The organism is Brevibacillus aydinogluensis, from assembly GCF_961514395.1.
Lineage (GTDB): Bacteria > Bacillota > Bacilli > Brevibacillales > Brevibacillaceae > Brevibacillus > Brevibacillus aydinogluensis.
In genome coordinates, this window is the sequence record NZ_OY569118.1 from 1,770,095 (window position 1) to 1,792,846 (window position 22,752).

Consider the following 22,752-nt stretch of genomic DNA (forward strand, 5'->3'; position numbering starts at 1 on the left):
ATACATCTGCATACATCGCGTGAGGAGGATGGATATGAAGCCGCATGTGTATGTAACTGTGCCGATTCCGCCGCAAGTGGAAGCGTATCTGGCGGAGCACTGCGAATACCGCAAGTGGGAGGGAGAGGCCCCGATTTCCCGCGAGGAGCTGCTGCGGGAGATTGCCGATGCGGAAGGGTTGCTGACAGTCGGCGGGCGGATCGACAGCGAACTGTTGGACCATGCGCCCAGGCTGAAAGTCGTCAGCAATATCTCCGTCGGCTACAACAATTTTGACCTGGCAGCGATGAAACGGCGCGGCGTGATGGGGACAAATACGCCGCATGTACTGGACGAGACGGTGGCAGATCTGGCGTTTGCGCTGATCCTGTCCGCTGCCCGCCGCATCCCCGAGCTGGACCGGCTCGTCAAGGACGGCAAATGGGAGAGGAAGCACGACGAGTGGCTCTTTGGGCTGGATGTGCACGGCAAAACGCTGGGCATCATCGGCCTGGGCCGGATCGGCGAAGCGATCGCCAGGCGGGCTGTACACGGCTTTCGCATGAATGTGCTGTACCACAATCGCCGCCGTAAACCGGAAGCGGAGCAAACGCTGGGGATCACCTACTGTTCCTTGGAAGACCTACTGCGGCAGTCCGATTTCGTCCTGCTGATGGTCCCGCTGACCGGGCAGACGAGGCGCATGATGGGCCGCGAACAGTTTGCGCTGATGAAACCGACCGCGATTTTCATCAACACGTCGCGCGGTGGGACGGTAGACGAGGCCGCCCTGATCGAAGCATTGCAGGAGAAACGGATCTGGGGTGCAGGACTCGACGTCTTTGAAGAAGAGCCGACGCCGCCTGACAATCCGCTGCTGCGCATGCCCAATGTCGTAACGCTGCCGCATATTGGCTCGGCTACACGCGAGACGCGGTTGGCCATGGCAAAGCTGGCGGCGCAAAATCTCGTTGCCGCACTGCTCGGGAAACGGCCGCCCAATCTCGTCACCGAATGAAGGTGTGGCTGCGAGCATGAAATAAAACTTGGTTTTGTCATATCAAACAAGCGATGCTAGGTGGGATGTCAAGTGAAAAAACGTCTGTTGTCCCTGTCCATCGCGGCGGCGGTGCTGCTCTCCGGCTGCGGAGCGCAGCAAACGACAGGCAGCGGTTCGCCGGGGGCAGGGAGCGGTGCCAAGACGCACACGTTGAAAGTGGCCAACTACTTCGCGACCGACCATCCGCAGAACGTGGCCCTGCGCGAAAAGTTCAAACCGATGGTGGAAGAAATGTCGGGCGGCACGCTGAAGGTGCAAATCTTCGACAACAGCCAGTTGGGGGCGGAGAAGGAATTTTACGACGGGGTGCGCAACGGCACCATCGAAATGGGAATCCCGGGCTTGATCATGCAGGCGGACATTCCCAAGCTGGCTGTGGGTGAGTGGCCGTTTTTGTTCAAGGATTTTGCCCATGCCAAAGCCGTCTTTACCGGCCCGATCGGCGAAGAGCTGACAGAAGAACTGGAGAGCAAACACGGCGTGCATCCGCTGGCGTGGAGCGCCAACGGTTTTCGGATGTTCTCCAGCAACCGGCCGATCAGCAAGCTGGATGATTTCAAAGGACTGCGTCTGCGCATGCCCAACATCCCCAACTACATTCGGCTGGGCCAACTGCTGGGGGCCAATGTGACGCCGATGCCCATCTCCGAAGTGTTTACGGCGCTGGAACAACGTGTAGTAGACGGACAGGACAACCCGATCGCCACCCTGAGAGCCTCAGGCTGGTACGAAGTTCAGTCGGATGTGCTGGAGTCCCGCCACATGTTCAGCCCCAACCTGTACATCATCAACGCGAAATTGTGGAACGAGCTGACGCCCGAGCAGCGGCAGATCATCGAGCAGGCCGCAAAAGCGTCGGCCGACTACGAGTGGGAGCTGATGGAAAAGAGCTACGAAGCGGACAAAGCCTTTCTCCAGGAACACGGCATCCGCTTCACGACGCCTGACGATTCGTTCCGGCAGGCGATGGAAGCCGCGGCTCAGCCGCTCTATGACGAAATCTATCAGACGTATCCGTGGGCAAAGGAAATGGTAGAAAAAATCAAGGCTGCGGCCAAGTAGGGCGGGCAGGCTGACAAGAGAGGGGGAGGTTTTGTGGAAAACGTCCTGCACTTCTTGAATCGGGTGCTGAATGGCGTCACTGCGGTTTCGCTGGCAGTGATGGCCATTCTCGTATTCGGCAACGTCGTGCTGCGGTATGTCTTTAATTCGGGCATTACCTGGTCCGAAGAAATGTCGCGCTTCCTGTTTGTCTGGATGACGTTTTTGGGGGCCATCAGTGCGTTGAAAGACAATGAACACTTAGGAGTAGACATATTCGTCAAGAAGCTGTCGCCCCGGATGAAAAAAGCGGTGTTTGTGCTGACCAACGGGATCCTGCTCTACGTGCTGTGGCTGGTATTGGACGGCAGTTGGAAAATGACGCTGATCAACATGGACAGTATGGCACCGGCGACGGGATTGCCGCTCGCGTGTGTGTACGGCATCGGGATTGTCACGAGCATCTCAATGGCGGCCATCATCGTGTGCAATCTGTACCGGGTGCTGTTTGGCAAGCGTTCCGTCGAAGAATTTATCCGCGCGCGGGAATCGGAAGAGGAGCTGTTGGTGTCGGGTCAACAGCAGGTGATGTCGGAGGTGTCTGGTAAATGACGCTGGGCGTGTTTCTCGGGTCACTGCTGGGAGTGATGGCACTGGGGATGCCGATTGCGTTTGCCCTGCTGTTCAGCGGCGTCGCCCTGATGATTTACCTCGACATCTTCGACAGCCAAATCATCGCGCAAAACCTGATCAACGGTGCGGACAACTTTCCGCTGATGGCGATTCCGTTTTTCATCCTCGCCGGAGAATTGATGAACGCCGGGGGCATCTCCAAGCGCATCATCCAGTTTGCGCTGGCGCTCGTCGGACACATCCGCGGCGGATTGGGCTATGTGGCGATCCTGGCAAGCATCATGTTTGCCGGGCTGTCCGGGTCCGCCGTGGCTGACACGGCCGCACTCGGCGCGATCCTGATCCCGATGATGGTGCAGGCGGGGTACGACCGCAACCGCTCCACCGGGTTGATCGCCGCCGGCGGGATTATCGCTCCTGTCATCCCGCCCAGCATTCCGATGATTATCTTTGGCGTGACCAGCGGCCTCTCCATTACAAAACTGTTCATGGCGGGCATTGTGCCGGGACTGCTCATCGGGGTCGGCTTGATGATCACCTGGTGGGTGATCGCCAGAAATGGCCGGTTTGAGACATACCCGCGCCGGTCGCTGAGAGAAATCCTGGCCGCGGCCAAAGGGGCAATCTGGGCACTCCTGCTGCCGGTGATCATCGTCGGGGGGCTTCGCGGTGGTGTGTTTACACCGACGGAAGCCGCGGTTGTCGCCGCTTTTTACGCCCTGCTCGTCGGCTTGGTCTTTTACCGGGAGTTGAAGCTGTCCCAACTGTACGACATTCTGGTATCCGCCGCCAAGACGACCAGCGTCGTGATGTTTCTCGCCGCAGCGGCGATGGTGTCCGCCTGGTTGATCACGGTCGCCAATATCCCGGCAGCGCTGACCGACTTCCTGGGACCGCTGGTTGACAATCCGCTGCTCCTGCTGATTGTGATCAACGCGGTGGTTCTGCTGGTGGGCACAGCCATGGATCTGACCCCGACCATTTTGATTTTGACGCCGGTGCTGATGCCTGTGATCGAACAGGCCGGGATTGATCCGATCTACTTTGGCGTCCTGTTTATCCTGAACAGTTGCATCGGCCTGCTGACCCCTCCCGTCGGCACCGTGCTCAATGTCGCCTGCGGCGTCGGGAAGATCGGCATCGAAGACATCATGAAAGGCTTCTGGCCGTTTTTGCTGGTCGAGGTCGTGATTCTCGTCCTGTTGATCCTGTTCCCTGCACTGGTGACGGTTCCATTAGAGTGGTTGACGTAAGGAGGAGCGAACATGCAAAAGTGGAAAGTCGTCGTGACCGATTGGGAGTACAGCGATTTGCGGTATGAAGAAAGCGTGCTGGACAGCGAGCGGTTCGAGCTGGTGCCGGCGCAATGCCGCACGGAGGAAGAGGTGATCGCGGCATGCCGCGATGCCGACGCGCTGATCAACCAGTACGCGCCGATTACGAGCAAGGTGATCGACAGCCTGCAGAAATGCCGGGTGATCACCCGGTACGGCGTAGGGGTCAATACGATTGATCTCGAGGCGGCGACAGACAGCGGGATTTGTGTCGCCAACGTGCCCGATTACTGCATGGACGAAGTGTCCGATCACGCCCTTGCCTTGCTGCTCGCCTGGACGCGCAAGGTGGTTGTCGCCAATTCGCATGTAAAAAGCGGCGTCTGGGATTACAAAGTGACGCAGCCGATCAACCGCCTGCGCGGCAAAGTGCTCGGCTTGATCGGGTTCGGAAAGATTCCGCAGGCGCTGGCGGAGAAAGTGAAGCCGCTCGGGCTGCGCGTGATCGCCCACGATCCGTATGTGCCGCAAACGCTGGCGCAGGCAAAGGGGGTGCAGCTCGTCTCCCTTGATGAGCTGTGCCGGCTGGCCGACTTCATCTCCGTCCATGCTCCGCTGACCAAAGAGACGAAAGGCATGGTGGGCAGCGAGCAGTTTGCCGCGATGAAACCGCACGCGGTCGTGATCAACACGTCGCGCGGGCCGGTCATTGACGAACGCGCGCTAATCGACGCCCTGCGCACAGGCCGGATTGCCGGAGCGGCACTTGACGTGGTCGAGCGGGAGCCGATCTCCCCGGACAATCCCCTGCTGACGATGGAACAGGTGATTCTCACCCCGCATGTCGCCTGGTATTCTGAGGAATCTGCCGCGGAAATGAGGACGAAGGCGGCGATGGGGGTCGTCGATGTTCTGCTGTATGGAAAATATCCGCAATACCTGGTCAACACGCAGGTAAAAGAGAAGGTCCGCTTGAACGAACACGGTCTGGCGAACCGCGATGCGGTTGAAGCGTAAGCGATGGATCAAATGGAAAGGGGAGAAATGGGCATGAAATCATGGATGAAACACGGGATTATCAGCTGTGTCGTGCCGGCGCTGCTGCTGTTGGCCGGGTGCGGCGGCGGCAGCACCGCCTCTTCTGGATCACCGGCGGCCGGCGGGATTCAGGAGCGGACGATCAAGGCGGGAATTGGATTGAACCAGGAACATCCCGAAGGAAAAGGATTGAAAAAATTCGCCGAGCTTGTCAGTCAGAAAAGCGGCGGGAAGCTGAAGGTGCAGCCCTTTTACGATGCCCAGCTCGGCGACGACAAAAAAATGACCGAGGCGCTGCAGGGCGGACTGCAGGAGATTACGATTCCGTCCACGTCGCCGCTGGTAGGCATGATCAAGGAATTCGGGATTTTTGACTTTCCGTTTGTGTTTCAAGACGAAAAGGAAGCGGACGCGGTGCTGGACGGTCCGCTCGGCCAAAAACTGCTGGAGAAATTGCCGGAACACAACCTGATCGGCTTGGGCTATTGGGAAAACGGGTTTCGCCACCTGACCAACAGCAAGCATCCGGTAAGGAAAGCAGAAGACTTCAAGGGTCTGAAGATTCGTACGATGCAAAACCAGGTTCACCTCGAAGCGTTTCAGGCGCTGGGCGCCAACCCCACGCCGATGGCGTTCTCGGAAGTATTCAGCGCACTGGAGAGCAAAACCGTGGACGGTCAGGAAAATCCGCTGGCGACCATCAAGACGAGCAAATACGACGAAGTGCAGCGGTACCTGAGCCTGACGAAGCACGTCTATACGCCGTTTGTTTTCCTGGTGAGCAAGAAGTTCTGGGATAAGCTGTCCCCGGAAGAGCAGCAGATTTTGAGGGAAGCGGCCGTCGAAGCCGGCACCTACCAGCGCGAGGTGAACCGGGAGGAAAACCGAAAAGCGTTGGAAGAGCTAAAGAATCTCGGGATGGAGGTCAATGAGGTGTCCGATGAAGAACGGGCCAACATGCAGGCGATCATCAAGCCAGTGATCGACAAGTTCGCCAAGGAATTTGGCGAGGATCTCGTCAAGGAGATGTACGACCAGGTGGAAAAGGCGAGACAGTAAAGGAGGAACGGCCATGGGCATCTTGGAAGAACTGCTCCGCGACATCCCGCTTCCCCGGATGGTCAAGGTTCGGCAGCACTTTCACGCGCCGGAGATTGACGATGTGGCGTCTGCGGTTCGCCGGGCGATCACGGAAGCGGGTGTGCTGCGGCGAATCGTGCCGGGGGATCGGGTGGCCATTGCCGTGGGCAGCAGAGGCGTGGCAGACATCCCCACGATCGTCAGGGAGGTGGTGAGGGCGATCGCGTCAGTCGGCGGGCAGCCGTTTCTCGTCCCGGCAATGGGCAGTCACGGGGGAGCGACGGCGGCAGGACAGCGGGAGGTGTTGGAATCCCTCGGCGTCACGGAAGCATTTGTCGGGGCTCCGATCATCTCCAGCATGGATGTGGTGGAAGTAGGCAGACTGCCCAACGGCCTGCCGGTCTACACCGACAAGCATGCGTATCACGCGGACAAGATTGTGGTGATCAACCGGATCAAGCCGCACACGGCGTTTCGCGGTCCAGTGGAGAGCGGTTTGCTGAAAATGATCACGATTGGTCTTGGCAAGCAAAAGGGAGCGGAGGCCGCTCACGCCTACAGCTTCAAGTACATGGCCGAGCACGTGCTGGAGATGGCCAAAATGGTGATCGCCAAAGCGCCGATCGTCTTCGGCGTCGGCACGATTGAGAACGCCTATGACCGTCCGGCGAAAATCGTGGCCATCCCGGCGGAAAAGCTGGTGGATGAGGAACCAAAGCTGCTGCTGGAGGCAAAGGCGCTGATGCCGAAAATTGCCTTCTCGCCGCTGGATGTGCTGGTGGTAGACGAGATCGGCAAAGACATTTCCGGGGACGGAATGGACCCGAACATCACCGGCCGGTATGCCACGCCATATGCCAGCGGCGGCGTGGAGGCGGCACGCACGGTCGTGCTCCGTCTGACCGAAAAAACGCACGGCAACGCCAACGGAATCGGATTGGCCGACATCACCACGCGGGCCGTGTTTGAGGCGATCGATTGGGAAAAAGGGTACGCCAACGCCTTGACCAGCACCGTTGTGGGGACGGTCAAACTGCCGATGTTTCTCGATACCGGCGAGCTTGCAGTCAAAGCGGCGATCAAAACGTGCAACGCTTTTGACCTGACCCGTGTCCGGCTCGTCCGCATCAAAAACACGCTGCATTTACAGGACATCTGGATTTCCGAAAGTCTGCTGCACGAGGCGGAGCAGCGGAACGATATCGAGGTCGTAAGCGAGCCGCTGCCGATGGACTTTTCGGCCGATTATCCGTGAAAGCAGGTGAACAGATTGAAGATCACGGCCTTCAAGCTGTATCGGGTGGAACCCCGATGGCTGTTTCTAAAGGTGGAAACCGACGAAGGCATCGTTGGCTGGGGAGAGCCAATTGTCGAAGGCAGGGCAGGTACGGTGCAAGCGTGCGTCCGCGAGCTGAGCGACTACTTGATCGGCCAATCGCCGCTGCGGATCGAAGACCATTGGCAGACGCTGTACCGGGGCGGCTTTTATCGCGGCGGACCGATCCTGACCAGCGCCATCTCCGGGATCGAGCAGGCGCTGTGGGACATCGCCGGCAAGTACTACAACATGCCCGTCTATCAAATGCTCGGTGGAGCCGCGCGTGACAAGGTACGCGTCTACTCGTGGATCGGAGGAGACCGCCCCCGCGACGTGGCAGCGGCGGCAAAGGAAAAAGTGGAGGCGGGTTATACCGCAGTCAAGATGAACGCCACCGAGGAAATGAACTACATCGACTCGCATGCCAAGGTGGAGGCGGTGGTTGACCGCATCGCCGCTGTGCGGGAAGCAGTCGGTAAGGACGTGGGCATCGGCATTGACTTTCACGGCCGCGTCCACAAGGCGATGGCGAAAGTGCTGGCCAAGGAACTGGAGCCGTACCGTCCGATGTTTTTGGAGGAACCGGTGCTGCCCGAAAACAATGAAGCACTTCGCGAAATCGCCCGCCACACCACCATTCCGATCGCCACAGGCGAACGTCAATACACCCGCTGGGGATTCAAGCAGCTTCTCATGGACGGCTGTGTGGACATCATTCAACCCGATCTGTCCCACGCCGGCGGCATTCTTGAGGTGAAAAAGATCGCCGCGATGGCGGAAGCGTTTGACGTAGCCGTCGCGCCGCACTGCCCGCTCGGTCCCATCGCGCTGGCCTCTTCGCTGCAGGTGGACGCGTGTACCCCAAATGCCATCATTCAGGAGCAAAGCCTGGGCATCCACTACAACCAAGGCAGCGATCTGCTCGATTATCTGCTCGATCCGAGCGTGTTTACGTACAAGGACGGCTATGTGGAAATTCCGCGCGGCCCCGGTTTGGGGATCGAGATCAACGAGGAAAAGGTGGAAGAGGCGGCGCGCAGGGGGCACAACTGGAAAAACCCGGTGTGGCGTCATGAGGACGGCAGTGTGGCCGAATGGTAGAATGATTGGAAGGAGGATATTCCATGTCACGTCGATTTCCGCCGATCAATAATCAAACCAACCCGTATCGGGACAATGTGCAAGGCAAAGCGAACGAGCCGATTTGCGTGGCGGGACTGCTCGACAGTTCAAAACAGATACTCGGTTCCGCCTACGACGGTCCGGCGCCGGACTGGACGTTGGAAGAAATCTACAACCGGCTGGAGGAAAACGCCCCCCGCATCGCGATTATCGGCGGTTCGCCCGATCACCCGGCCCATATCCTGGATCGGGTGACGATCGCCCGTGCCGCCATCCGCATCTGGCAGAATGGCGGCGTGCCGTTTGCCTTTTCCACGCCGGTGATGTGCGACGGCACCGCGCAGAGCAATCAAGGCATGAGCTATTCGCTGCAAAGCCGCAACGCGGTTACCCAGATGGTGGTCAATCAGATCGAGGCGCACAGCTACCATGGGGCGTTCGTCATCCAGGGCTGCGATAAACAGCCGCTTGGCGTAGTCAGTGCGCTGGCCCATCTCGACCGGATTCGCCGGTACCGCGGCGAGGCGCCGTTCTTTGCCACTTTTGCTCCTGCCCACGTCCTGAAAGGGGGGACGATCCCGGCCGAGCTGTATGCCGAATTGGAGCAGGTGGCCGCGGCGGCGGAAGAGCGGGGAGCGTCCGACATCGCGCACGATTTGCGCGATGCGATGGCCTACATTTTGCAGTGTTCCTCCAACACCGCGTTTCAGGGCGTGCTGGAACGCGCGGTGGACAGGGGGATCATCAGCAAGGCGGCGCACAAGGAGTACGAAAAGCGGCTGGCTGTGGCCACGTGTGACGCAAACGGCGGGGTCTGCGCCTTCAACGGCACGGGCAACAGTTCCCGCCATCTTGTCGCCGGCCTGGGATTGGTTCATCCGGCCGTGGAGCTGTTGACTGCTCCGCCCAGTCAGGAGCAGGTGAACCAGGCCGTGGACAGCCTTGCCCTGATGATCAACGATCCGGTGTTTGGCGTGGCCAATGTGATGGCAGCCAACATCAAAAACGCGATCCGCATACACAGCGCGTCGGGCGGATCAACCAACCTGATGATGCACCTGGTAGCGGCCATGTTGTATGGCGGCTACAGGTTCAGCCTGTGGGATCTGGACCGGATTCACCACGAATACCCTGTTCCCGACCTGTTTGATTACAGTCTGACGCAGGGACGCGACATTTACGCGCTGGCGGTGCAGTGCTGCAGCGGCAGTATCCGCGGGATGGAGACGCTGTTTTACGAGCTGATGCAAAACGGCGTGCCGATGGATGTGGACGCGCCTACGGTAACGGGAACGACGTGGCGTGAACGGTTGGCTGACCAGGCGCGCCTGCCTGCAGACCGCGTCAAGGACAATCCGATCATTCTCTCCCGGCCGCGCCGGCCGTTCAGCGGGGTGGATGTGCTCACCGGCAACTTTTTTGAATCAGCCGTCGTGAAAATCAGCGGCATGACGACGGCCCAACTTGACGAGTTTGACAAGAAAGTGGCCTTTGTCCTCTATTACGAAAACGAGGATGACGCCAACCGCAATTTGCTGGATTCACATTTGCTGGATACGGTGAAGCGAATGAAATGCTTCGCGGAGGAAAACCTGCGGGCCGTGCTCCGCCACAATGCGCCTCACCGTCTGGAAGATTGGCAGACGCTCGACTACGATGCGCTGTTTGACCGAATGGTGGAGGATGGGGTGCTGAAAATCGCCGTCGTTATCTCCGGGCAGGGGCCGGTCGCGTTCGGGATGCCCGAGATGTTTACGCCGATGCAGCACATCAACGCCAACCGCAGCCTGAAACGACTGGCCACGCTCATCAGCGACGGACGCTATTCCGGCGTCACCTACGGAGCGGCGATCGGGCACATGACTCCGGAAGCCAGTCTGGGCGGAGGCATCCTCTACCTGAAGACGGGCGATCTCCTGTACCTGAATCTGCGTGAGCGGCAGATCCAGTTTGTCAATCAAGCCGCTTTTCAAAGCGGCAAGCTCCAGTTTTCCTTTGAGCAGGTCAAAGCGGAGCGGGCGGCCCTGGCGGACAGGCGGCTTGCCACCATCCGGACGCGGCAAAGACAGGTGGCGGCCAGCAACCGCATGACGGGACACACCGATGCGGCACACGGCGTGGTTCCGCTCAGCGTGTTCGAGGAAGCCGTCCTGGACTACACCGCGGACGTTGCCGTTGAAACACGGAAGAAATAGAAGAGAAAGGGTGGAGGCAGAGTTGAAACAAACTCGTGCGGTGATCGAGAAATTGGGCTTTCCGGCAGGCGATTGTCACGATCTGCCCAGCTCTGCGAAAACATTTCCGGACGGAGCGCAGTACCGCGTGGAAATTCCCAGCGTGGAAGGGCCAGCCTCGTTTGAAGCGGTGCTGGAAGCGTGTGAAACGTACGGGGTGACGATTCACCGAATCTCGCAGGGCAGCGGCATCATGCTCCTGACCGATCGCGAGCTTGAGCAGATGGCGGCCATCGGTCGTCGGGAAAACCTGGAGGTGAGCCTGTTTGTCGGCCCGCGCGGCACCTGGGACATTACGCCGATGACCTGGGCCAGTGCAGGAAAAATTGCCGGACTGCGGGTGCAGGGTATGGATCAGCTGGCGTATGCGATCGAAGACATCAAGCGGGCCTGCCAGGCGGGCATCCGCAGCATTTTGGTGGCGGACGAGGGGCTCTTGTGGCTGGTCAACGAGTTCAAGAAACTGGGCGAGCTGCCCCCCGACCTGCTCGTAAAGATTTCCGTTCAGATGGGCCAGGCAAATCCCGTATCGATCCGGCTGATGGAACAAATCGGCGCCGGCACGTACAACGTGCCGACGGACCTTTCGCTGCCGCGCCTGGCGGCGATCCGGCAAGCAGTCGACATCCCGATTGACATTTACGTGGAAGCGCCGGACGACATGGGCGGGTTTATCCGCCACTACGACATCCCGGAAATCATCCGGGTGGCGGCTCCCGTCTACATCAAATTCGGCCTGCGCAACTCGCCAAACATCTACCCCTCCGGCAGCCATTTGGAACAGACGTCGATCAGTTTGTGCAGAGAGCGGGTACGCCGCGCCCGGATCGGTCTCGACATCATTCAACGGTACGCGCCCGATCTGAAGATTTCGGAAAAAGGTGCCGCCGGATTGGCCGTTCCTGCCCTGCCGATGAAAGGTGAACACGCATGGACGTAGTCACCTTTGGCGAGACGATGGTTCTGTTTACTCCGGTCTCGGCGGGACCGCTCCGCTCCGCAACCCACTTTGAAAAAACCATCGGCGGTGCCGAGTCCAACGTGGCAATCGCCCTCGCGCGGTTGGGCCATCACGTAAGCTGGGTGAGCCGACTCGGTGACGACGAGTTCGGCTTGTACATCCGCAATGTGATTCGCGGCGAGGGGGTCGATACGTCGCACGTCGTGTTTGACGCCGATCATCCCACGGCCGTCTTTTTCAAAGAGCGGCAAATTGCCCGCGAGTCCAACGTGTACTATTACCGCCGGGGATCGGCAGCCAGCTGCCTCCAGCCGGAGGACGTCCGCGAGGAGTTGATTGCCCGGGCGAAGTTTCTGCACGTCACCGGGATTACGCCGGCGCTCAGTCCATCGTGCCGGGATACCGTGTACATGGCGATTGAAAAAGCGAAACGGCATCGGGTAACCGTCGTATTCGACCCCAACATCCGGCTGAAGCTGTGGCCCGCTGACGAAGCGCGCAACGTGCTGATGGACATCGCCGGCCAATGCGACATCGTCCTGCCCGGATGGGAGGAAGGCCGGCTGCTGACGGGAGAAGACGCTCCCGAGCAAATCGCCGAACGATTGCGGAAAAACGGGGCAGCGGCCGTGGTGGTCAAGCTGGGCGAGCGCGGCGCTTACTATGCGACCGCAGACGAACGCGCGTACGTCGACGGATTTCCCGTCCCACAGATCGTGGACCCGATTGGGGCCGGAGACGGTTTTGCCGCCGGTTTCCTGTCGGGATTGATCAGAGGCTGGTCGTACCGGGACGCCGTCAGACTGGGTAACCGCGTCGGAGCTTATGCGCTGACGGTTGTCGGAGACGTCGAAGGATATCCGTACTGGTCGCAGATCGCGGATGAGAAGCCGCACATTCATCGTTGACCAGTAAACATACAAGGAGGGGAGAGAGCCAACCGTGCTGCCGAAAGTCAAGTTGCTGGAACGATTGGTGGAAAGCGGTGTGATCGCCGTGATCCGCCGGATTCCCGAAGACAGGATCGAACAAGTGGCGGACAGTCTGGTGCGGGGAGGCGTTACGGCGCTTGAGATTACGGTGGATTCGGAGAGCGCGTACGCGTCCATCGCCACGCTCAGCAGCCGCTATCAGGGGCGCGCGATAGTCGGAGCGGGAACGGTGATCGACAGCGAATCCGCCGTGATGGCGATCAAAAGCGGAGCCGATTTCATCTTCAGCCCCAGCCTGCATCAAGGCGTGATTCGTGCCGCCTTGCGTTACGGGAAGATCGCCGTACCGGGCGTGATGACGCCGACCGAAATGATTACGGCGGTGGAGTGGGGGGCCGATTTGGTCAAGCTATTCCCCGCGGCCGCGCTCGGGGTGCAGTATCTACAAGATGTCAAAGCGCCGTTTCCACACATTCCGATCATTCCTACCGGAGGCATTGACGAGCACAATGTCGCCGCGTTTATCGAGGCGGGAGCGGCAGCAGTCGGTATTGGCGGAAAACTGCTAAATCGCCGGGCGATTGCCGCCGGTGACTTTGCCGCCGTGGAACAAACGGCCCGAACAATTGTGGACGCCGTTCGCCGTGCCCGTGTTGATTGCGGAAAATCAGCGTAAAGAGTCTCGTTCATAGGTCCCGATTCTATGGTAATATATCTCCAACATCATTTCCGCAATCACATGGGTAAAGGGAGGATACAATGCCGATCATTCAAGCTGTGGAACGTGCTCTGAAAATACTCGACCTTTTTGATGAACAGGTAACCGAACTGAAAATCACCGAAATCAGCGAACGTATGCAGTTGCACAAGAGTACGGTTCATTCCCTGTTAAAGACGCTACAGGTACACGGCTACATTGACCAAAACCCGGAAAACGGCAAATATCGGTTGGGGATGAAGCTGTTTGAACGAGGGCATTATGTCATCCATGGTCTGGATATTCGGAAAATAGCGAAAAGATACCTCGTCGACTTGTCCATGAAGACCGGGCAAACAACGCATCTTGTCATCCTGGACGACAAAGAGGGCGTGTATATCGATAAGGTGGAAGGTCCGATGGCGACGATTTTGTACTCGCGCATCGGCAGGAGAATTCCCGTACATTCCAGCGCGGTGGGCAAGGTGCTGGTCGCCTTCTTGCCGGAGGAAGAACTTCGATACATCTTGGATGGATATCAGTACGTGCCGCAGACGCCAAACACGATCACCAATGAACAGGCGTTTCGGCAGGAACTGGAGAAGGTGCGGCAGGCTGGTTATGCAGTAGACAATCAGGAGAACGAGCCGGGCGTTCGCTGCATCGCTGTTCCCATCCGCAATCACAAGGGGCAGGTGGTGGCTGCTGTCAGCATCTCCACGCTGGTCTCCCGCGTAGATGACCACATGTTGATGGAGTTCCTCGGCATGTTGAAGCCGGCAGCAGAGGAAATGTCGCAGCAGATGGGGTACGGTATCGCCTCACAGCATTCGTAACAAATCGTCTCGCAACTTTCGTGACAAGGAAGTGCACCCGTGGGTGTCAGCATAATTTAAAACATAGTTTTACAATACAAAACAAATGGGAGGGTACCATATGCGGATTATTCGATTCTTGATGGGGGACTCTGTTCCGGTGCTTGCAGCTGTCCTCGATGATTCCCGGGTATATGTGCTGCCGCAGCGCGATTTTCTCGAGCTGGTGAGGGAGGCGGATGAGCGCGGGATCAGCCCGCTTGCCGTGGTGCAGGAAGCCATCGCCGATGCGCAGCCGATTCCGCAGCGAATGGAAGAACTGCCGCTCTTGGTGCCGGTGGAAGCGCCGGAGGTCTGGGCCTGCGGCGTGACGTACGAGCGAAGCCGGGATGCGAGAAACTACGAGGCTACCGGCGGAAAGCTGGACGTCACGACGTTTTACGACAAAGTATATGAGGCGAAACGGCCGGAGATCTTCTTTAAATCGACCGCAGCCCGAACGGTCGGCCCCAATCGGGAATTGTACCTGCGCAGTGACTCCAATTGGCAGATCCCGGAGCCGGAACTTGGCCTGGTTCTCGCCAGTGACGGCAGAATACTCGGATATACGGTCGGCAACGACATGAGCTGCCGTGACATCGAGGGAGAAAACCCGCTTTATCTGCCCCAGGCGAAAGTGTGGCGGGGCTCCTGCTCAATTGGCCCGGCGATACGTCTGGCGGAAACGGTGGATGATCCGTACGCCTTCCAGATCACCTGCCGCATCAGCCGGAACGGAACCAAAGTGGTGGAAGGTACAGCAAGCACCGGACAGTTGAAGCGGCGGTACGATGATCTGGTCGCGTATCTGCTGCGGGACAACCAGATTTTTGACGGCACCGTGTTGTTGACCGGCACGTGCATCGTCCCGCCGGATGAGTTCACGCTGGCCGACGGTGATCGGATCGAGATTGAGATATCCGGCATCGGCGTGCTGGTCAATCCCGTCAAGAGCCAGGCAGTGAAAAGTGTTACCGTGTAAAACCAGATTCAACCGACAAAAACGGAGCCGGTCATCCGGCTCCGTTCGTGACGCATCCCTACACTTTTCTGCTGTCGGCTACCCTCGCGTCTTTGTCCTGCTGTAACGTTTTCTTGTATTCGACGAGGCCAATCTCGCAGCCGGGGCCGATCGTTACGTTGTTTCCGCGCACGACGCTGGCCTTCGTGTACTCCAGATAGATGTCGTCGCCCTCGATCGTGCCGGCTGTAAGTGAACCGGCGGACGGAGAGAACAATGACTGAAACATTGCGCCAAGGCCCGACCCGAACCCTCTGCGGACACAGATCTGGTCGCCGCCGATTTCCTTGGCTGTGGAATCACCGTACAGGCGGACGTCGACCCTGCCCGCATTCAACAGCCCGCCGACGGTAAAGCTGCCGGTGGCCAAAAACCTCTCAGCCTGGCAGTCGCCTTTTGCCTTGAGCATCCCTTTGATTTCCAGTTCCTCTCCGCTGATATGGCCGTCTACTCGTAACTCTCCGCGAAGCAGGACTTCCTGCAGTTCGGCATTGCCGTGAATGTCCAGATTGCCGGTGATCTTTGCCTTTGCCGCCTGCATGTTTTGTGAAACGATGGCATCCCCGGTGATCTTCGCCGTTTCTGCTTTCAAGCTGCCATAAAACTCGCATCTCCCCATGCAGGTAAATGTGCGGCAGTCCACATCGCCGTCCACTCGGCCTTCTCCGCGCACTTTTACGTCATGATAGACCCCGCCGGACGCGCTCACTGTACCGGTGATGGTCAAGTCTGATCTGATATTGCCTGGTTCCATTTGTATCCCTCCTTGACACAGCTTGCTTGACACAGCTTGGGCCGTGCGGTCATGGATGCCAGTGGTCAACGGACATGTCTCAGGTCTCCTTCGACGATTACACCTGTTGATGACGGGTCACCTTGGCCTCGGGAGACTGCTCGTATTTGTTGCGGTACTCGACCAGTTCGATGTCGCAGCCCGGACCGATCCGCACGTTGTTTCCGCGAACCACGCCGGCTTGCGTGTATTCCAGATAGATGTCATCACCCTCGATGCTGTCTGCGCTCAGTTTGGACGCAAACGGGGGAAAGAGAAACGCCAGAAATCTGGAAAGGTCGTTTGTCTCTCTGCGAACCGATATCGTTTTGCCGCCCATTTCCCGGATGCGGCTGTGTCCGTACAGCCTGACATCAATCGTTTCCGCGTTGACCAGTCCGTCGATGCGGATACCGCCCTTGATGGTGAGGGTTTCCACCTCGCAGTTTCCGGTGATGTTCGGCATTCCGCTCAGCTCCGCCCGCTCACCGACAATGTCGCCGCGGACGGTCGCCTTGCCGTTTATGACGACGTGCTCCGCCTTGAGAAAGCCGGCGATGGTGGCCAGCCCGTTTACTTCGATGCTGTCGTCAGCTGTTACGCTGCCGTTAATGTCTGCCTTGCCGTTGCAGAGAAACCTGACGCATGACAGATCGCCGTTTACCTTGCTCATTCCGTCGATTCTGACGTTGTTGAAAACCCCGCCCGACGCGCTTCCCATCCCGCTGATCAGCAGGTTGTGCCGCTTTTCCCTGTCCATAGGCGATTCCTCCCTTACGATAGTTTCAATTTCAGTGTTTCAATAACGTCGGCGATATTGAGCCGTTCCACGATGTTGACGCTCTGCTCGAAGTAGACGTCGCTCGGGCTTGAGACGAGCAGAAAAGCGGACACGCCCATTTTGCGCACGAAGATCAGTTCGCAATTTTTTCCTGCGAATTTGCCGTAGTGTCGGAGCAGCGTGCCGAGCAGGTTTTTGCCTTCGTCGAGGCTGATGACGCCCTGCTGGAGCAGCTTTTCCAGGATGAAGACAGCCAGGATGTAATCGAACGGAAACACCGGTGCATCCCCGAACTGTTCCGTAAACAAGTCCAGTGCCACTTTTGAAACAATGTTACGTTTCAGTAAGTCCTGTTTGCTCAAGGATATGTCCGCAGGCGCGGGCGAGAACATATCGGCCAGTTCGTCGAGCGACAAGTCGTCCTTCATGTTTTTGATCTTGTCAATGCGAGCGAGGATCATTTCGCGGGGAAAAAACGTCTCCTGACCGGTGAAGGTGGATTTGCGGATGAACCACTCTTCGGGAATGAGCTTTTTCGCTTCCAGCGGTACAGTTGGCCGTATGAGATGCCTGTCAGTTCCAGCAGTTCCTTCTTGGAGATGAGATCCTGTTCCACAGCGGGCCCCCCTTTCGCACAATCAGTGTAACATAACAATGTTACGTTGTAAAGACGGCAGCCGCCTGTTCGGGAAACAAGCAGGCGGAAATAGGCATATCACGTAACTGCGCTGCTGTGTCCCGATTTCATGATCGTGCTGTTATGAAATTAATATTGCAATAACTAAAATGTGGTGCAATAATTATTTCATAAACGACGTGGGGGGAGTCACCATGAATCTTTCTTCCTTTCAGCAGCACTACCGTGAAAAACGTCCGAAATCAGCGGCGTTTTTTGAGCAGGCACAAATGTTGATTGCCGGTGGAGTGAACGGCAATCTGCGATACTATCAACCCTTTCCCATTACCTTTGCGCAGGCGCGTGATGCCTGGCTGTATGACCTGGACGGCCATGCGTACGTCGACTACTTGCTGTCTTATGGCGCTTTGCTTTTGGGGCATGGTCATCCGGTTGTACAGAAGGCGATTCAACAAGTATGGGAACAGCAGGGGACCAGCAGTTTTGGCGCAACTCATCCGCTGGAGCTGGAAATGGCACAAGAACTGGCCGGTCTGTATCCCAGCTTTGAGGAAGTGCGGTTTACCAATTCCGGTTTGGAAGCGACGCTGTTTGCTCTGCGTCTGGCAATGGCTTACACGGGGAAAACGCATATCGCCAAATTTGAGGGCCATTATCACGGGGCGCACGATCATGTGCTGGTCAGCGTAAATCCGACCTTTGACCGCTTCGGGGATCAAACATCGCCGGCGTCCGTTCCGGAATCCCTAGGGACACCGGATTACTATCTGCAGCATACCGTCGTGCTTCCGTTCAACGATTGGGATGCTTGCGAAAAAATTATGACAGAGAAAAAGGATCAGCTCGCCGCTGTCATCGTGGAACCGATGCAATCCGGATATATCCCGGCCGACCGCCAGTTTATGAAAAATCTGCGGCAGCTGACTGACAACCTCGGAATTATCCTCATTTTTGATGAAGTCAAGACGGGATTTCGCGTTTCCTTGGGGGGCGCCCAGGATTACTATGGCGTAACGCCCGATTTAAGCGCATTGGGGAAAGTGGTGGGAGGAGGGTTCCCGATCGGCGTCGTCGGGGGAAAACGCCGCCTTCTCGAGATGTGTTCGCCTCTGCGCTCCCGCAATCGTCAGGAAGTCGTCTTTCACAGCGGCACCTTCAACGGAAATCCCATCTCCCTTGCGGCAGGCCTGGCTACGATTCGGTATTTGCAGGAGCCTGGCCGTTTTGCATCGCTGGTGCAGCGCACACATCAGCTGCGCGACGGAATTCACGAGCTTGCCCGGCAGTATCGTGTCCCCGTAAAAACAATGGGCGTCGGGACCATTTTCAACGTCCTGACTACGGAGGCTGAAGTGCGGAATTATCGCGATCTGGGGGCGAACCGCCACGAGCTTCGTCTTGCGCTCGACTATCTGCTGATGGATCACGGTGTCTATTCAAAACCGCTCAATCGCTTTTCGCTCTCAGACGCGCACGGCCCGGCGGAGATTCAGGCGACGCTGGACGCGTTTGAAAAAAGTTTTGCCGCGCTGGGCCAACATGTGACCGCATAGTCGTGTCCCGCTGCGTTGTCGCCGCTTCTATCCTTTCGTATACTTAACGGTATTGGATGTACGGGACAACGTATTGAGGTGATCACGATGGAATACGGACCTTCCATTCTCCAGAAGGTGTCACAGTTGTACGCACAGATGAGTCCCTCACAGCAGCGGATTGCCGACGTAATACTGCGGGACCCTGAATCGGCCGCCTTTTACAACGTCGCCGAAATGTCCCGCAAGGCCGGTGTCAGCGAATCGACCGTTACCCGCTTTGCCTCGTTTATCGGCTGTTCGGGCTATCCGGCCCTCTCGCGGGAACTGCAGGAACTGGTCCGATCAAAGTTGACCACCGGCGAGCGCTTCCAGCTCTCGCGCGTGGTGGAAAGCGCCGAGCAGCGAACAGTCCTGCAGTATTTCGAAGAGGATGTGCAAAACCTGACGCTGATGATGGAACGAATCGATTTGGAGGCGTTTGGAAGGATCGTCAAACGTCTCGTCGCGGCTCCGCGCATCGGAATCGTTTGTGCGCGAAGCACGCTGTCCATCGGGCTTTTCTTCGAGTTTTACCTGCGTTTTCTGAGCAAGGAGACCGTCTTGCTTACCGGAGAGCCGCGCACGGTTGATCAGCTGCAACGCTTTGGCGCAGACGATGTGATTGTGGGCATCGGCTTTGCGCGATACTCCCGTTTTACGGTCGACTGTCTGGCCTACGGGAAGAAAAAAGGGGTTCATGTCGCAGCCATTACTGACTATCCCTCTTCGCCGCTGGTTCGCCATGCCGACGAGGTGCTCTATACGCCGACAGGAATTGCTTCACACATGGATTCCCTGGTAGCGCCGCTTTCGGTCGTCACTGCCCTGCTGCGAGCGATGACCCAGGCGTCTGCCGAACAGGCCAAGGATGTCCTGCTGGAATTGGAAGAGGTTTGGAGGCACTTTGACAGTTACGTGGAACCCAGGAAATAGACATGTGCGTGACCCTATCAAACTGCACGTGCAAAACACCCTGCCGGCATCGGTAGGGTGTTTTTGCATAATGCAGGATTTTCTACACATACAAACGTTGTTCATGGGAAATGTATGGATATGAAACTGGGGGTTTATGGCGAACACGATGTCTGAGCGCTTACGAACAAGGAGGGATTCATTTGAATCACAGAGAGCATCAAGAAGAGAATCCGTTTTTCAATCTGGTCGAGAACAAGCTCGAGGAGCCCGGGAATGACCAACAGAAGAAGCAGCAGAACGACGAACGACAGCATGGGCAGCAGGACGTACAGCAGGCAATTGAGCAGAAGCGGCAGCAGATAGCGCCGCCAGCCGCGCCTTGTCAGCGGGAGGAGCAGCAGAATCAGGTGAACCATCAAAAAATCAATCAATTTATCCAGGAATCCAAACAAGAACTGCAAGAAGGAGCACTTGGCGATATCTGGCAACAGGAGCAACAGGAGCAACCGCAGCAACAACAAGAACAGCAACAACAGCAACAACAGCAACAACAGCAACCGCAACATCAACTGCAAGAATCGAAACCTGCATCCGGTATGCAGCAGGGGAGTGCCAGCCAAGGTGCTGTCGGCACGGTGTGAAAAAACGTTTGCAACCGAACAGCTGCCCCAACCGTAATAATAGTAGGAATACGAACTTGATTCATGGGGAGGCAATCACATGCTCATCTCAACCACCAACACCTTGCAGGGCAAAGAAGTTGTGGAGTATCTGGGCATTGTCAGCGGTGAAGTGATTATGGGGGCCAACGTGGTTCGCGATTTTCTGGCAGGGATCACTGACATCATCGGCGGCCGCAGCGGTGCCTATGAGAACAAGCTCGCCGAAGGCAGGGAACTGGCGATCCAGGAAATGAAGGAGAAAGCGAGAGCCCTGGGGGCAAATGCCGTCATCGGCGTGGATTTGGACTTCGAGACGCTGCGCGAAGGCATGATGATGGTAATCGCTACGGGAACAGCGGTACGGGTGAAGTGACAGTCGGGCATCTGCCCGGCTTTCTCTTTGATGCGATCGGGTAGGACAAAACAAGCGGAGCAAAAAATGCTTTACTCCGAATGGGAAGCAATACTATTCTAACAAGTGAACAAGTATTTTCTAAATTGTCAGCAAATAACATACGCTGCCGGCATCCCATTAGGGAGAACGGACTTCCGTAGACGCAGCAGCTCACCCTGCCAAAGAACCAGTAAAAAATAACTACTATAATACATGGCGGCGGCGAGGCCGTTCCCCCAAAACGCCGAAAGCGCGAGATACAAACCTTCATCTGCGGGCATTGCGACAATAATTCCCGCTCTGTCGACCATGGTAGAAAAAACTGGTCAAGACTTGGAGTCCTGCGATAAAATAAGACCTGCGAACTACTGTCTCCATAATGAGGGACCGCTCGTGTACCTTTTTGGCTGTTATCAAAAAGCTGGAAGACCACACCGTGCACGTTGACTTCTACCACCTGTCGAAGCAGCCTCAGCCGTGCGCCTGATGCTGAAGGCAAACGCCAGATTCGTGAAAAAAGACGGGATAATTTCGTCGCGGCCGCCTTCGACGAGGCGGGCGCAGAACCAGTTTGCGGATTGGACAAGCGCGGTGACAAATGCGTCGCGATCCGCACTGTCGATTGGGGCTGTTGCAGGGATGTCTGACAAGCCAGCGATCACGATGGGAGGATACCTGCATGAAAAGGACCTTGCGTGCGTATGTGTTTCCGGTACTGATGGCCGGTCTGTTGCTGGCCGGCTGCTCCGAGGGCGTCAAAGATGCGGAGTCCGACATGAAAAAGCAGTTGGACGCCGATCTGAGAGCCGTGGAAAAGGTAACCGTGCTCTCCACGGACGGTCAGGAAGTTCCTCTTGCTCTCGACGAATTTCTCAAGGAACTTCCCGAGCAGGGAAAAGACCTGCAGGTTTCCCCGCAGCCGCTGAAGCGGGACGAGATTCGCTATACGCTGGTGCTCTACCGGCAGAAGCTGGCCCCGTTGGTGGTGGAAGTGGGCAAGCAAGCAAGCCAGTACGGAGAGAATACATATCGCGGACCGGGTGCCGACCGCTTTTACCAGTGGATCCATCGGAAGGCGGGAAAAGGGCTGCTGCCGACAGCAGTCCAGACGGCGGTGGTCACTGCTGAAGACTTGGGTCAAACGGTTACGCTTGGCACAACCCAGGCGAAATTTCTCCAGGGGGTGCTTGCGGCTGCCACCCCGCTGAGCGACGAGAAGATCGATCAGTACCCGCTGTATCCCAATTACCTGCTGCGCATCGATGCAGGGGATCGTTCCCTGCACGTTTCCATGCTAACGCCGACGCTGGTGTCCATTCCGTTCGGCCGGGAAACGCATTACTACAGCATCCAGGGTTCGCTGTTTTCGCAGCTCACCCAATGGCTGCCGCCGCGGCGGACGGAGGGTGATGCGTTGGACAGGCTGTTTCAAGCGTCGAAAATCCGCATCGAGCCGTCCGGGGATGTAAGCGTGGCGTCTGTCGAGCAAAGCGCGACGGAAACGACGGTGGAGCAGGGGAAAGCACATCAGTGTGTCCGGCTGCTGAAAGGCGGCGTGGCGATTGCCGGTCAGCCAAAGTCGCCGGGCAATGAGCGCTATCGCCTGATCTTTTCCGTCGAACAGGGCGACGTGACCGTGCACGTCTACGATCGCCACATTCGCGTGAACGACACCTGGTATGTCCACGAGCATCTGGACGACAAGCTGCTGACCCTGTTTGGGGGAAAAAAGTAAGCGGAATTCTCATGAAATGTTCGACTTCTGGTCACGAT

At 57.5% G+C, this 22,752-nt stretch carries 21 protein-coding genes and 1 pseudogene; 19 read left to right on the top strand and 3 right to left on the bottom strand.

What is annotated here, in order from left to right:
• Nucleotides 1-34 precede the first annotated feature (34 nt).
• The 14 genes from Q7F15_RS08655 (at nt 35) to Q7F15_RS08720 (ending at nt 15,205) form a co-directional block, all read left to right on the top strand.
• Nucleotides 35-997, top strand: coding sequence for a 2-hydroxyacid dehydrogenase (locus Q7F15_RS08655; RefSeq protein WP_304415434.1), 963 nt, complete (start codon nt 35-37; stop codon nt 995-997).
• A 72-nt stretch (nt 998-1,069) separates the two neighbouring features.
• On the top strand, nt 1,070-2,101 hold the full coding sequence (locus tag Q7F15_RS08660; RefSeq protein WP_304415435.1) for a TRAP transporter substrate-binding protein: 1,032 nt from the start codon (nt 1,070-1,072) through the stop codon (nt 2,099-2,101).
• A 99-nt stretch (nt 2,102-2,200) separates the two neighbouring features.
• Nucleotides 2,201-2,692, top strand: a complete 492-nt coding sequence (locus tag Q7F15_RS08665) for a TRAP transporter small permease (protein WP_171564744.1) — start codon at nt 2,201-2,203, stop codon at nt 2,690-2,692.
• Entirely contained in the window at nt 2,689-3,966 is a 1,278-nt protein-coding gene (locus Q7F15_RS08670; protein ID WP_304415436.1) for a TRAP transporter large permease, read from the top strand. The genes Q7F15_RS08665 and Q7F15_RS08670 overlap by 4 nt, the downstream gene beginning before the upstream one ends.
• A 12-nt stretch (nt 3,967-3,978) precedes the next feature.
• The gene (locus tag Q7F15_RS08675; RefSeq protein ID WP_171564609.1) at nt 3,979-5,004 is read left to right on the top strand and encodes a C-terminal binding protein; all 1,026 of its coding nucleotides are present in this window, start codon (nt 3,979-3,981) and stop codon (nt 5,002-5,004) included.
• A gap of 27 nt (nt 5,005-5,031) precedes the next feature.
• On the top strand, nt 5,032-6,084 hold the full coding sequence (locus Q7F15_RS08680; RefSeq protein ID WP_304415528.1) for a TRAP transporter substrate-binding protein: 1,053 nt from the start codon (nt 5,032-5,034) through the stop codon (nt 6,082-6,084).
• A 13-nt stretch (nt 6,085-6,097) separates the two neighbouring features.
• A complete protein-coding gene (locus Q7F15_RS08685; protein WP_304415437.1) occupies nt 6,098-7,360 on the top strand; it encodes a nickel pincer cofactor-dependent isomerase, group 22 in 1,263 nt (420 codons plus the stop codon).
• 15 nt (nt 7,361-7,375) lie between these two features.
• Nucleotides 7,376-8,524, top strand: a complete 1,149-nt coding sequence (gene dgoD / locus Q7F15_RS08690; RefSeq protein WP_304415438.1) for a galactonate dehydratase — start codon at nt 7,376-7,378, stop codon at nt 8,522-8,524.
• Nucleotides 8,525-8,547: 23 nt separating this feature from the next.
• On the top strand, nt 8,548-10,740 hold the full coding sequence (locus Q7F15_RS08695) for a dihydroxy-acid dehydratase domain-containing protein (protein ID WP_304415439.1): 2,193 nt from the start codon (nt 8,548-8,550) through the stop codon (nt 10,738-10,740).
• A gap of 22 nt (nt 10,741-10,762) precedes the next feature.
• The gene (locus tag Q7F15_RS08700; RefSeq protein WP_304415440.1) at nt 10,763-11,719 is read left to right on the top strand and encodes a U32 family peptidase; all 957 of its coding nucleotides are present in this window, start codon (nt 10,763-10,765) and stop codon (nt 11,717-11,719) included.
• On the top strand, nt 11,710-12,648 hold the full coding sequence (locus Q7F15_RS08705) for a sugar kinase (RefSeq protein WP_171564614.1): 939 nt from the start codon (nt 11,710-11,712) through the stop codon (nt 12,646-12,648). Before Q7F15_RS08700 ends, Q7F15_RS08705 begins: the two co-directional genes overlap by 10 nt.
• Before the next feature lie 34 nt (nt 12,649-12,682).
• Nucleotides 12,683-13,348: a bifunctional 4-hydroxy-2-oxoglutarate aldolase/2-dehydro-3-deoxy-phosphogluconate aldolase gene (locus tag Q7F15_RS08710; RefSeq protein ID WP_304415441.1), complete on the top strand. Its 666-nt coding sequence runs from the start codon at nt 12,683-12,685 to the stop codon at nt 13,346-13,348.
• A gap of 83 nt (nt 13,349-13,431) precedes the next feature.
• Nucleotides 13,432-14,205: an IclR family transcriptional regulator gene (locus Q7F15_RS08715; protein WP_171564616.1), complete on the top strand. Its 774-nt coding sequence runs from the start codon at nt 13,432-13,434 to the stop codon at nt 14,203-14,205.
• A 100-nt stretch (nt 14,206-14,305) separates the two neighbouring features.
• Nucleotides 14,306-15,205: a fumarylacetoacetate hydrolase family protein gene (locus Q7F15_RS08720; RefSeq protein ID WP_171564617.1), complete on the top strand. Its 900-nt coding sequence runs from the start codon at nt 14,306-14,308 to the stop codon at nt 15,203-15,205.
• Nucleotides 15,206-15,263: 58 nt separating this feature from the next.
• On the opposite strand, the gene Q7F15_RS08725 is transcribed toward Q7F15_RS08720, so the two are convergent.
• The 3 genes and pseudogenes from Q7F15_RS08725 to Q7F15_RS08735 form a co-directional block, all read right to left on the bottom strand.
• On the bottom strand, nt 15,264-15,998 hold the full coding sequence (locus Q7F15_RS08725) for a polymer-forming cytoskeletal protein (RefSeq protein ID WP_171564618.1): 735 nt from the start codon (nt 15,996-15,998) through the stop codon (nt 15,264-15,266).
• Between the two features lie 97 nt (nt 15,999-16,095).
• Entirely contained in the window at nt 16,096-16,776 is a 681-nt protein-coding gene (locus Q7F15_RS08730; protein ID WP_171564619.1) for a polymer-forming cytoskeletal protein, read from the bottom strand.
• A 14-nt stretch (nt 16,777-16,790) separates the two neighbouring features.
• Nucleotides 16,791-17,413, bottom strand: a pseudogene (locus Q7F15_RS08735) (YhbD family protein).
• Nucleotides 17,414-17,628: 215 nt separating this feature from the next.
• Between Q7F15_RS08735 and Q7F15_RS08740 the strand changes: the two are divergent.
• The 5 genes from Q7F15_RS08740 to Q7F15_RS08760 all read left to right on the top strand — a co-directional run bounded on the left by Q7F15_RS08740 (nt 17,629) and on the right by Q7F15_RS08760 (nt 22,714).
• Nucleotides 17,629-18,987: an aspartate aminotransferase family protein gene (locus Q7F15_RS08740; protein ID WP_304415442.1), complete on the top strand. Its 1,359-nt coding sequence runs from the start codon at nt 17,629-17,631 to the stop codon at nt 18,985-18,987.
• Nucleotides 18,988-19,074: 87 nt separating this feature from the next.
• Nucleotides 19,075-19,941, top strand: coding sequence for a MurR/RpiR family transcriptional regulator (locus tag Q7F15_RS08745; protein ID WP_171564622.1), 867 nt, complete (start codon nt 19,075-19,077; stop codon nt 19,939-19,941).
• Nucleotides 19,942-20,123: 182 nt separating this feature from the next.
• On the top strand, nt 20,124-20,564 hold the full coding sequence (locus tag Q7F15_RS08750) for a hypothetical protein (protein ID WP_304415443.1): 441 nt from the start codon (nt 20,124-20,126) through the stop codon (nt 20,562-20,564).
• Between the two features lie 79 nt (nt 20,565-20,643).
• Nucleotides 20,644-20,958 carry a YbjQ family protein gene (locus Q7F15_RS08755; RefSeq protein WP_171564624.1) on the top strand — a complete coding sequence of 105 codons (315 nt, stop codon included), beginning with the start codon at nt 20,644-20,646 and terminating at the stop codon, nt 20,956-20,958.
• 700 nt (nt 20,959-21,658) lie between these two features.
• Nucleotides 21,659-22,714 carry a hypothetical protein gene (locus Q7F15_RS08760; protein ID WP_171564625.1) on the top strand — a complete coding sequence of 352 codons (1,056 nt, stop codon included), beginning with the start codon at nt 21,659-21,661 and terminating at the stop codon, nt 22,712-22,714.
• The last annotated feature ends 38 nt before the right edge of the window (nt 22,715-22,752 follow it).

Coding starts and splice junctions, on each gene's coding strand:
- Q7F15_RS08730 (WP_171564619.1), bottom strand. CDS start 16,776: ATGGACAGGGAAAAGCGGCACAACCTGCTGATCAGCGGGATGGGAAGC.
- Q7F15_RS08685 (WP_304415437.1), top strand. CDS start 6,098: ATGGGCATCTTGGAAGAACTGCTCCGCGACATCCCGCTTCCCCGGATG.
- Q7F15_RS08655 (WP_304415434.1), top strand. CDS start 35: ATGAAGCCGCATGTGTATGTAACTGTGCCGATTCCGCCGCAAGTGGAA.
- Q7F15_RS08740 (WP_304415442.1), top strand. CDS start 17,629: ATGAATCTTTCTTCCTTTCAGCAGCACTACCGTGAAAAACGTCCGAAA.
- Q7F15_RS08720 (WP_171564617.1), top strand. CDS start 14,306: ATGCGGATTATTCGATTCTTGATGGGGGACTCTGTTCCGGTGCTTGCA.
- Q7F15_RS08675 (WP_171564609.1), top strand. CDS start 3,979: ATGCAAAAGTGGAAAGTCGTCGTGACCGATTGGGAGTACAGCGATTTG.
- Q7F15_RS08670 (WP_304415436.1), top strand. CDS start 2,689: ATGACGCTGGGCGTGTTTCTCGGGTCACTGCTGGGAGTGATGGCACTG.
- Q7F15_RS08665 (WP_171564744.1), top strand. CDS start 2,201: ATGGCCATTCTCGTATTCGGCAACGTCGTGCTGCGGTATGTCTTTAAT.
- Q7F15_RS08755 (WP_171564624.1), top strand. CDS start 20,644: ATGCTCATCTCAACCACCAACACCTTGCAGGGCAAAGAAGTTGTGGAG.
- Q7F15_RS08725 (WP_171564618.1), bottom strand. CDS start 15,998: ATGGAACCAGGCAATATCAGATCAGACTTGACCATCACCGGTACAGTG.
- Q7F15_RS08760 (WP_171564625.1), top strand. CDS start 21,659: ATGAAAAGGACCTTGCGTGCGTATGTGTTTCCGGTACTGATGGCCGGT.
- Q7F15_RS08680 (WP_304415528.1), top strand. CDS start 5,032: ATGGGCATGAAATCATGGATGAAACACGGGATTATCAGCTGTGTCGTG.
- Q7F15_RS08695 (WP_304415439.1), top strand. CDS start 8,548: ATGTCACGTCGATTTCCGCCGATCAATAATCAAACCAACCCGTATCGG.
- Q7F15_RS08745 (WP_171564622.1), top strand. CDS start 19,075: ATGGAATACGGACCTTCCATTCTCCAGAAGGTGTCACAGTTGTACGCA.
- Q7F15_RS08705 (WP_171564614.1), top strand. CDS start 11,710: ATGGACGTAGTCACCTTTGGCGAGACGATGGTTCTGTTTACTCCGGTC.
- Q7F15_RS08715 (WP_171564616.1), top strand. CDS start 13,432: ATGCCGATCATTCAAGCTGTGGAACGTGCTCTGAAAATACTCGACCTT.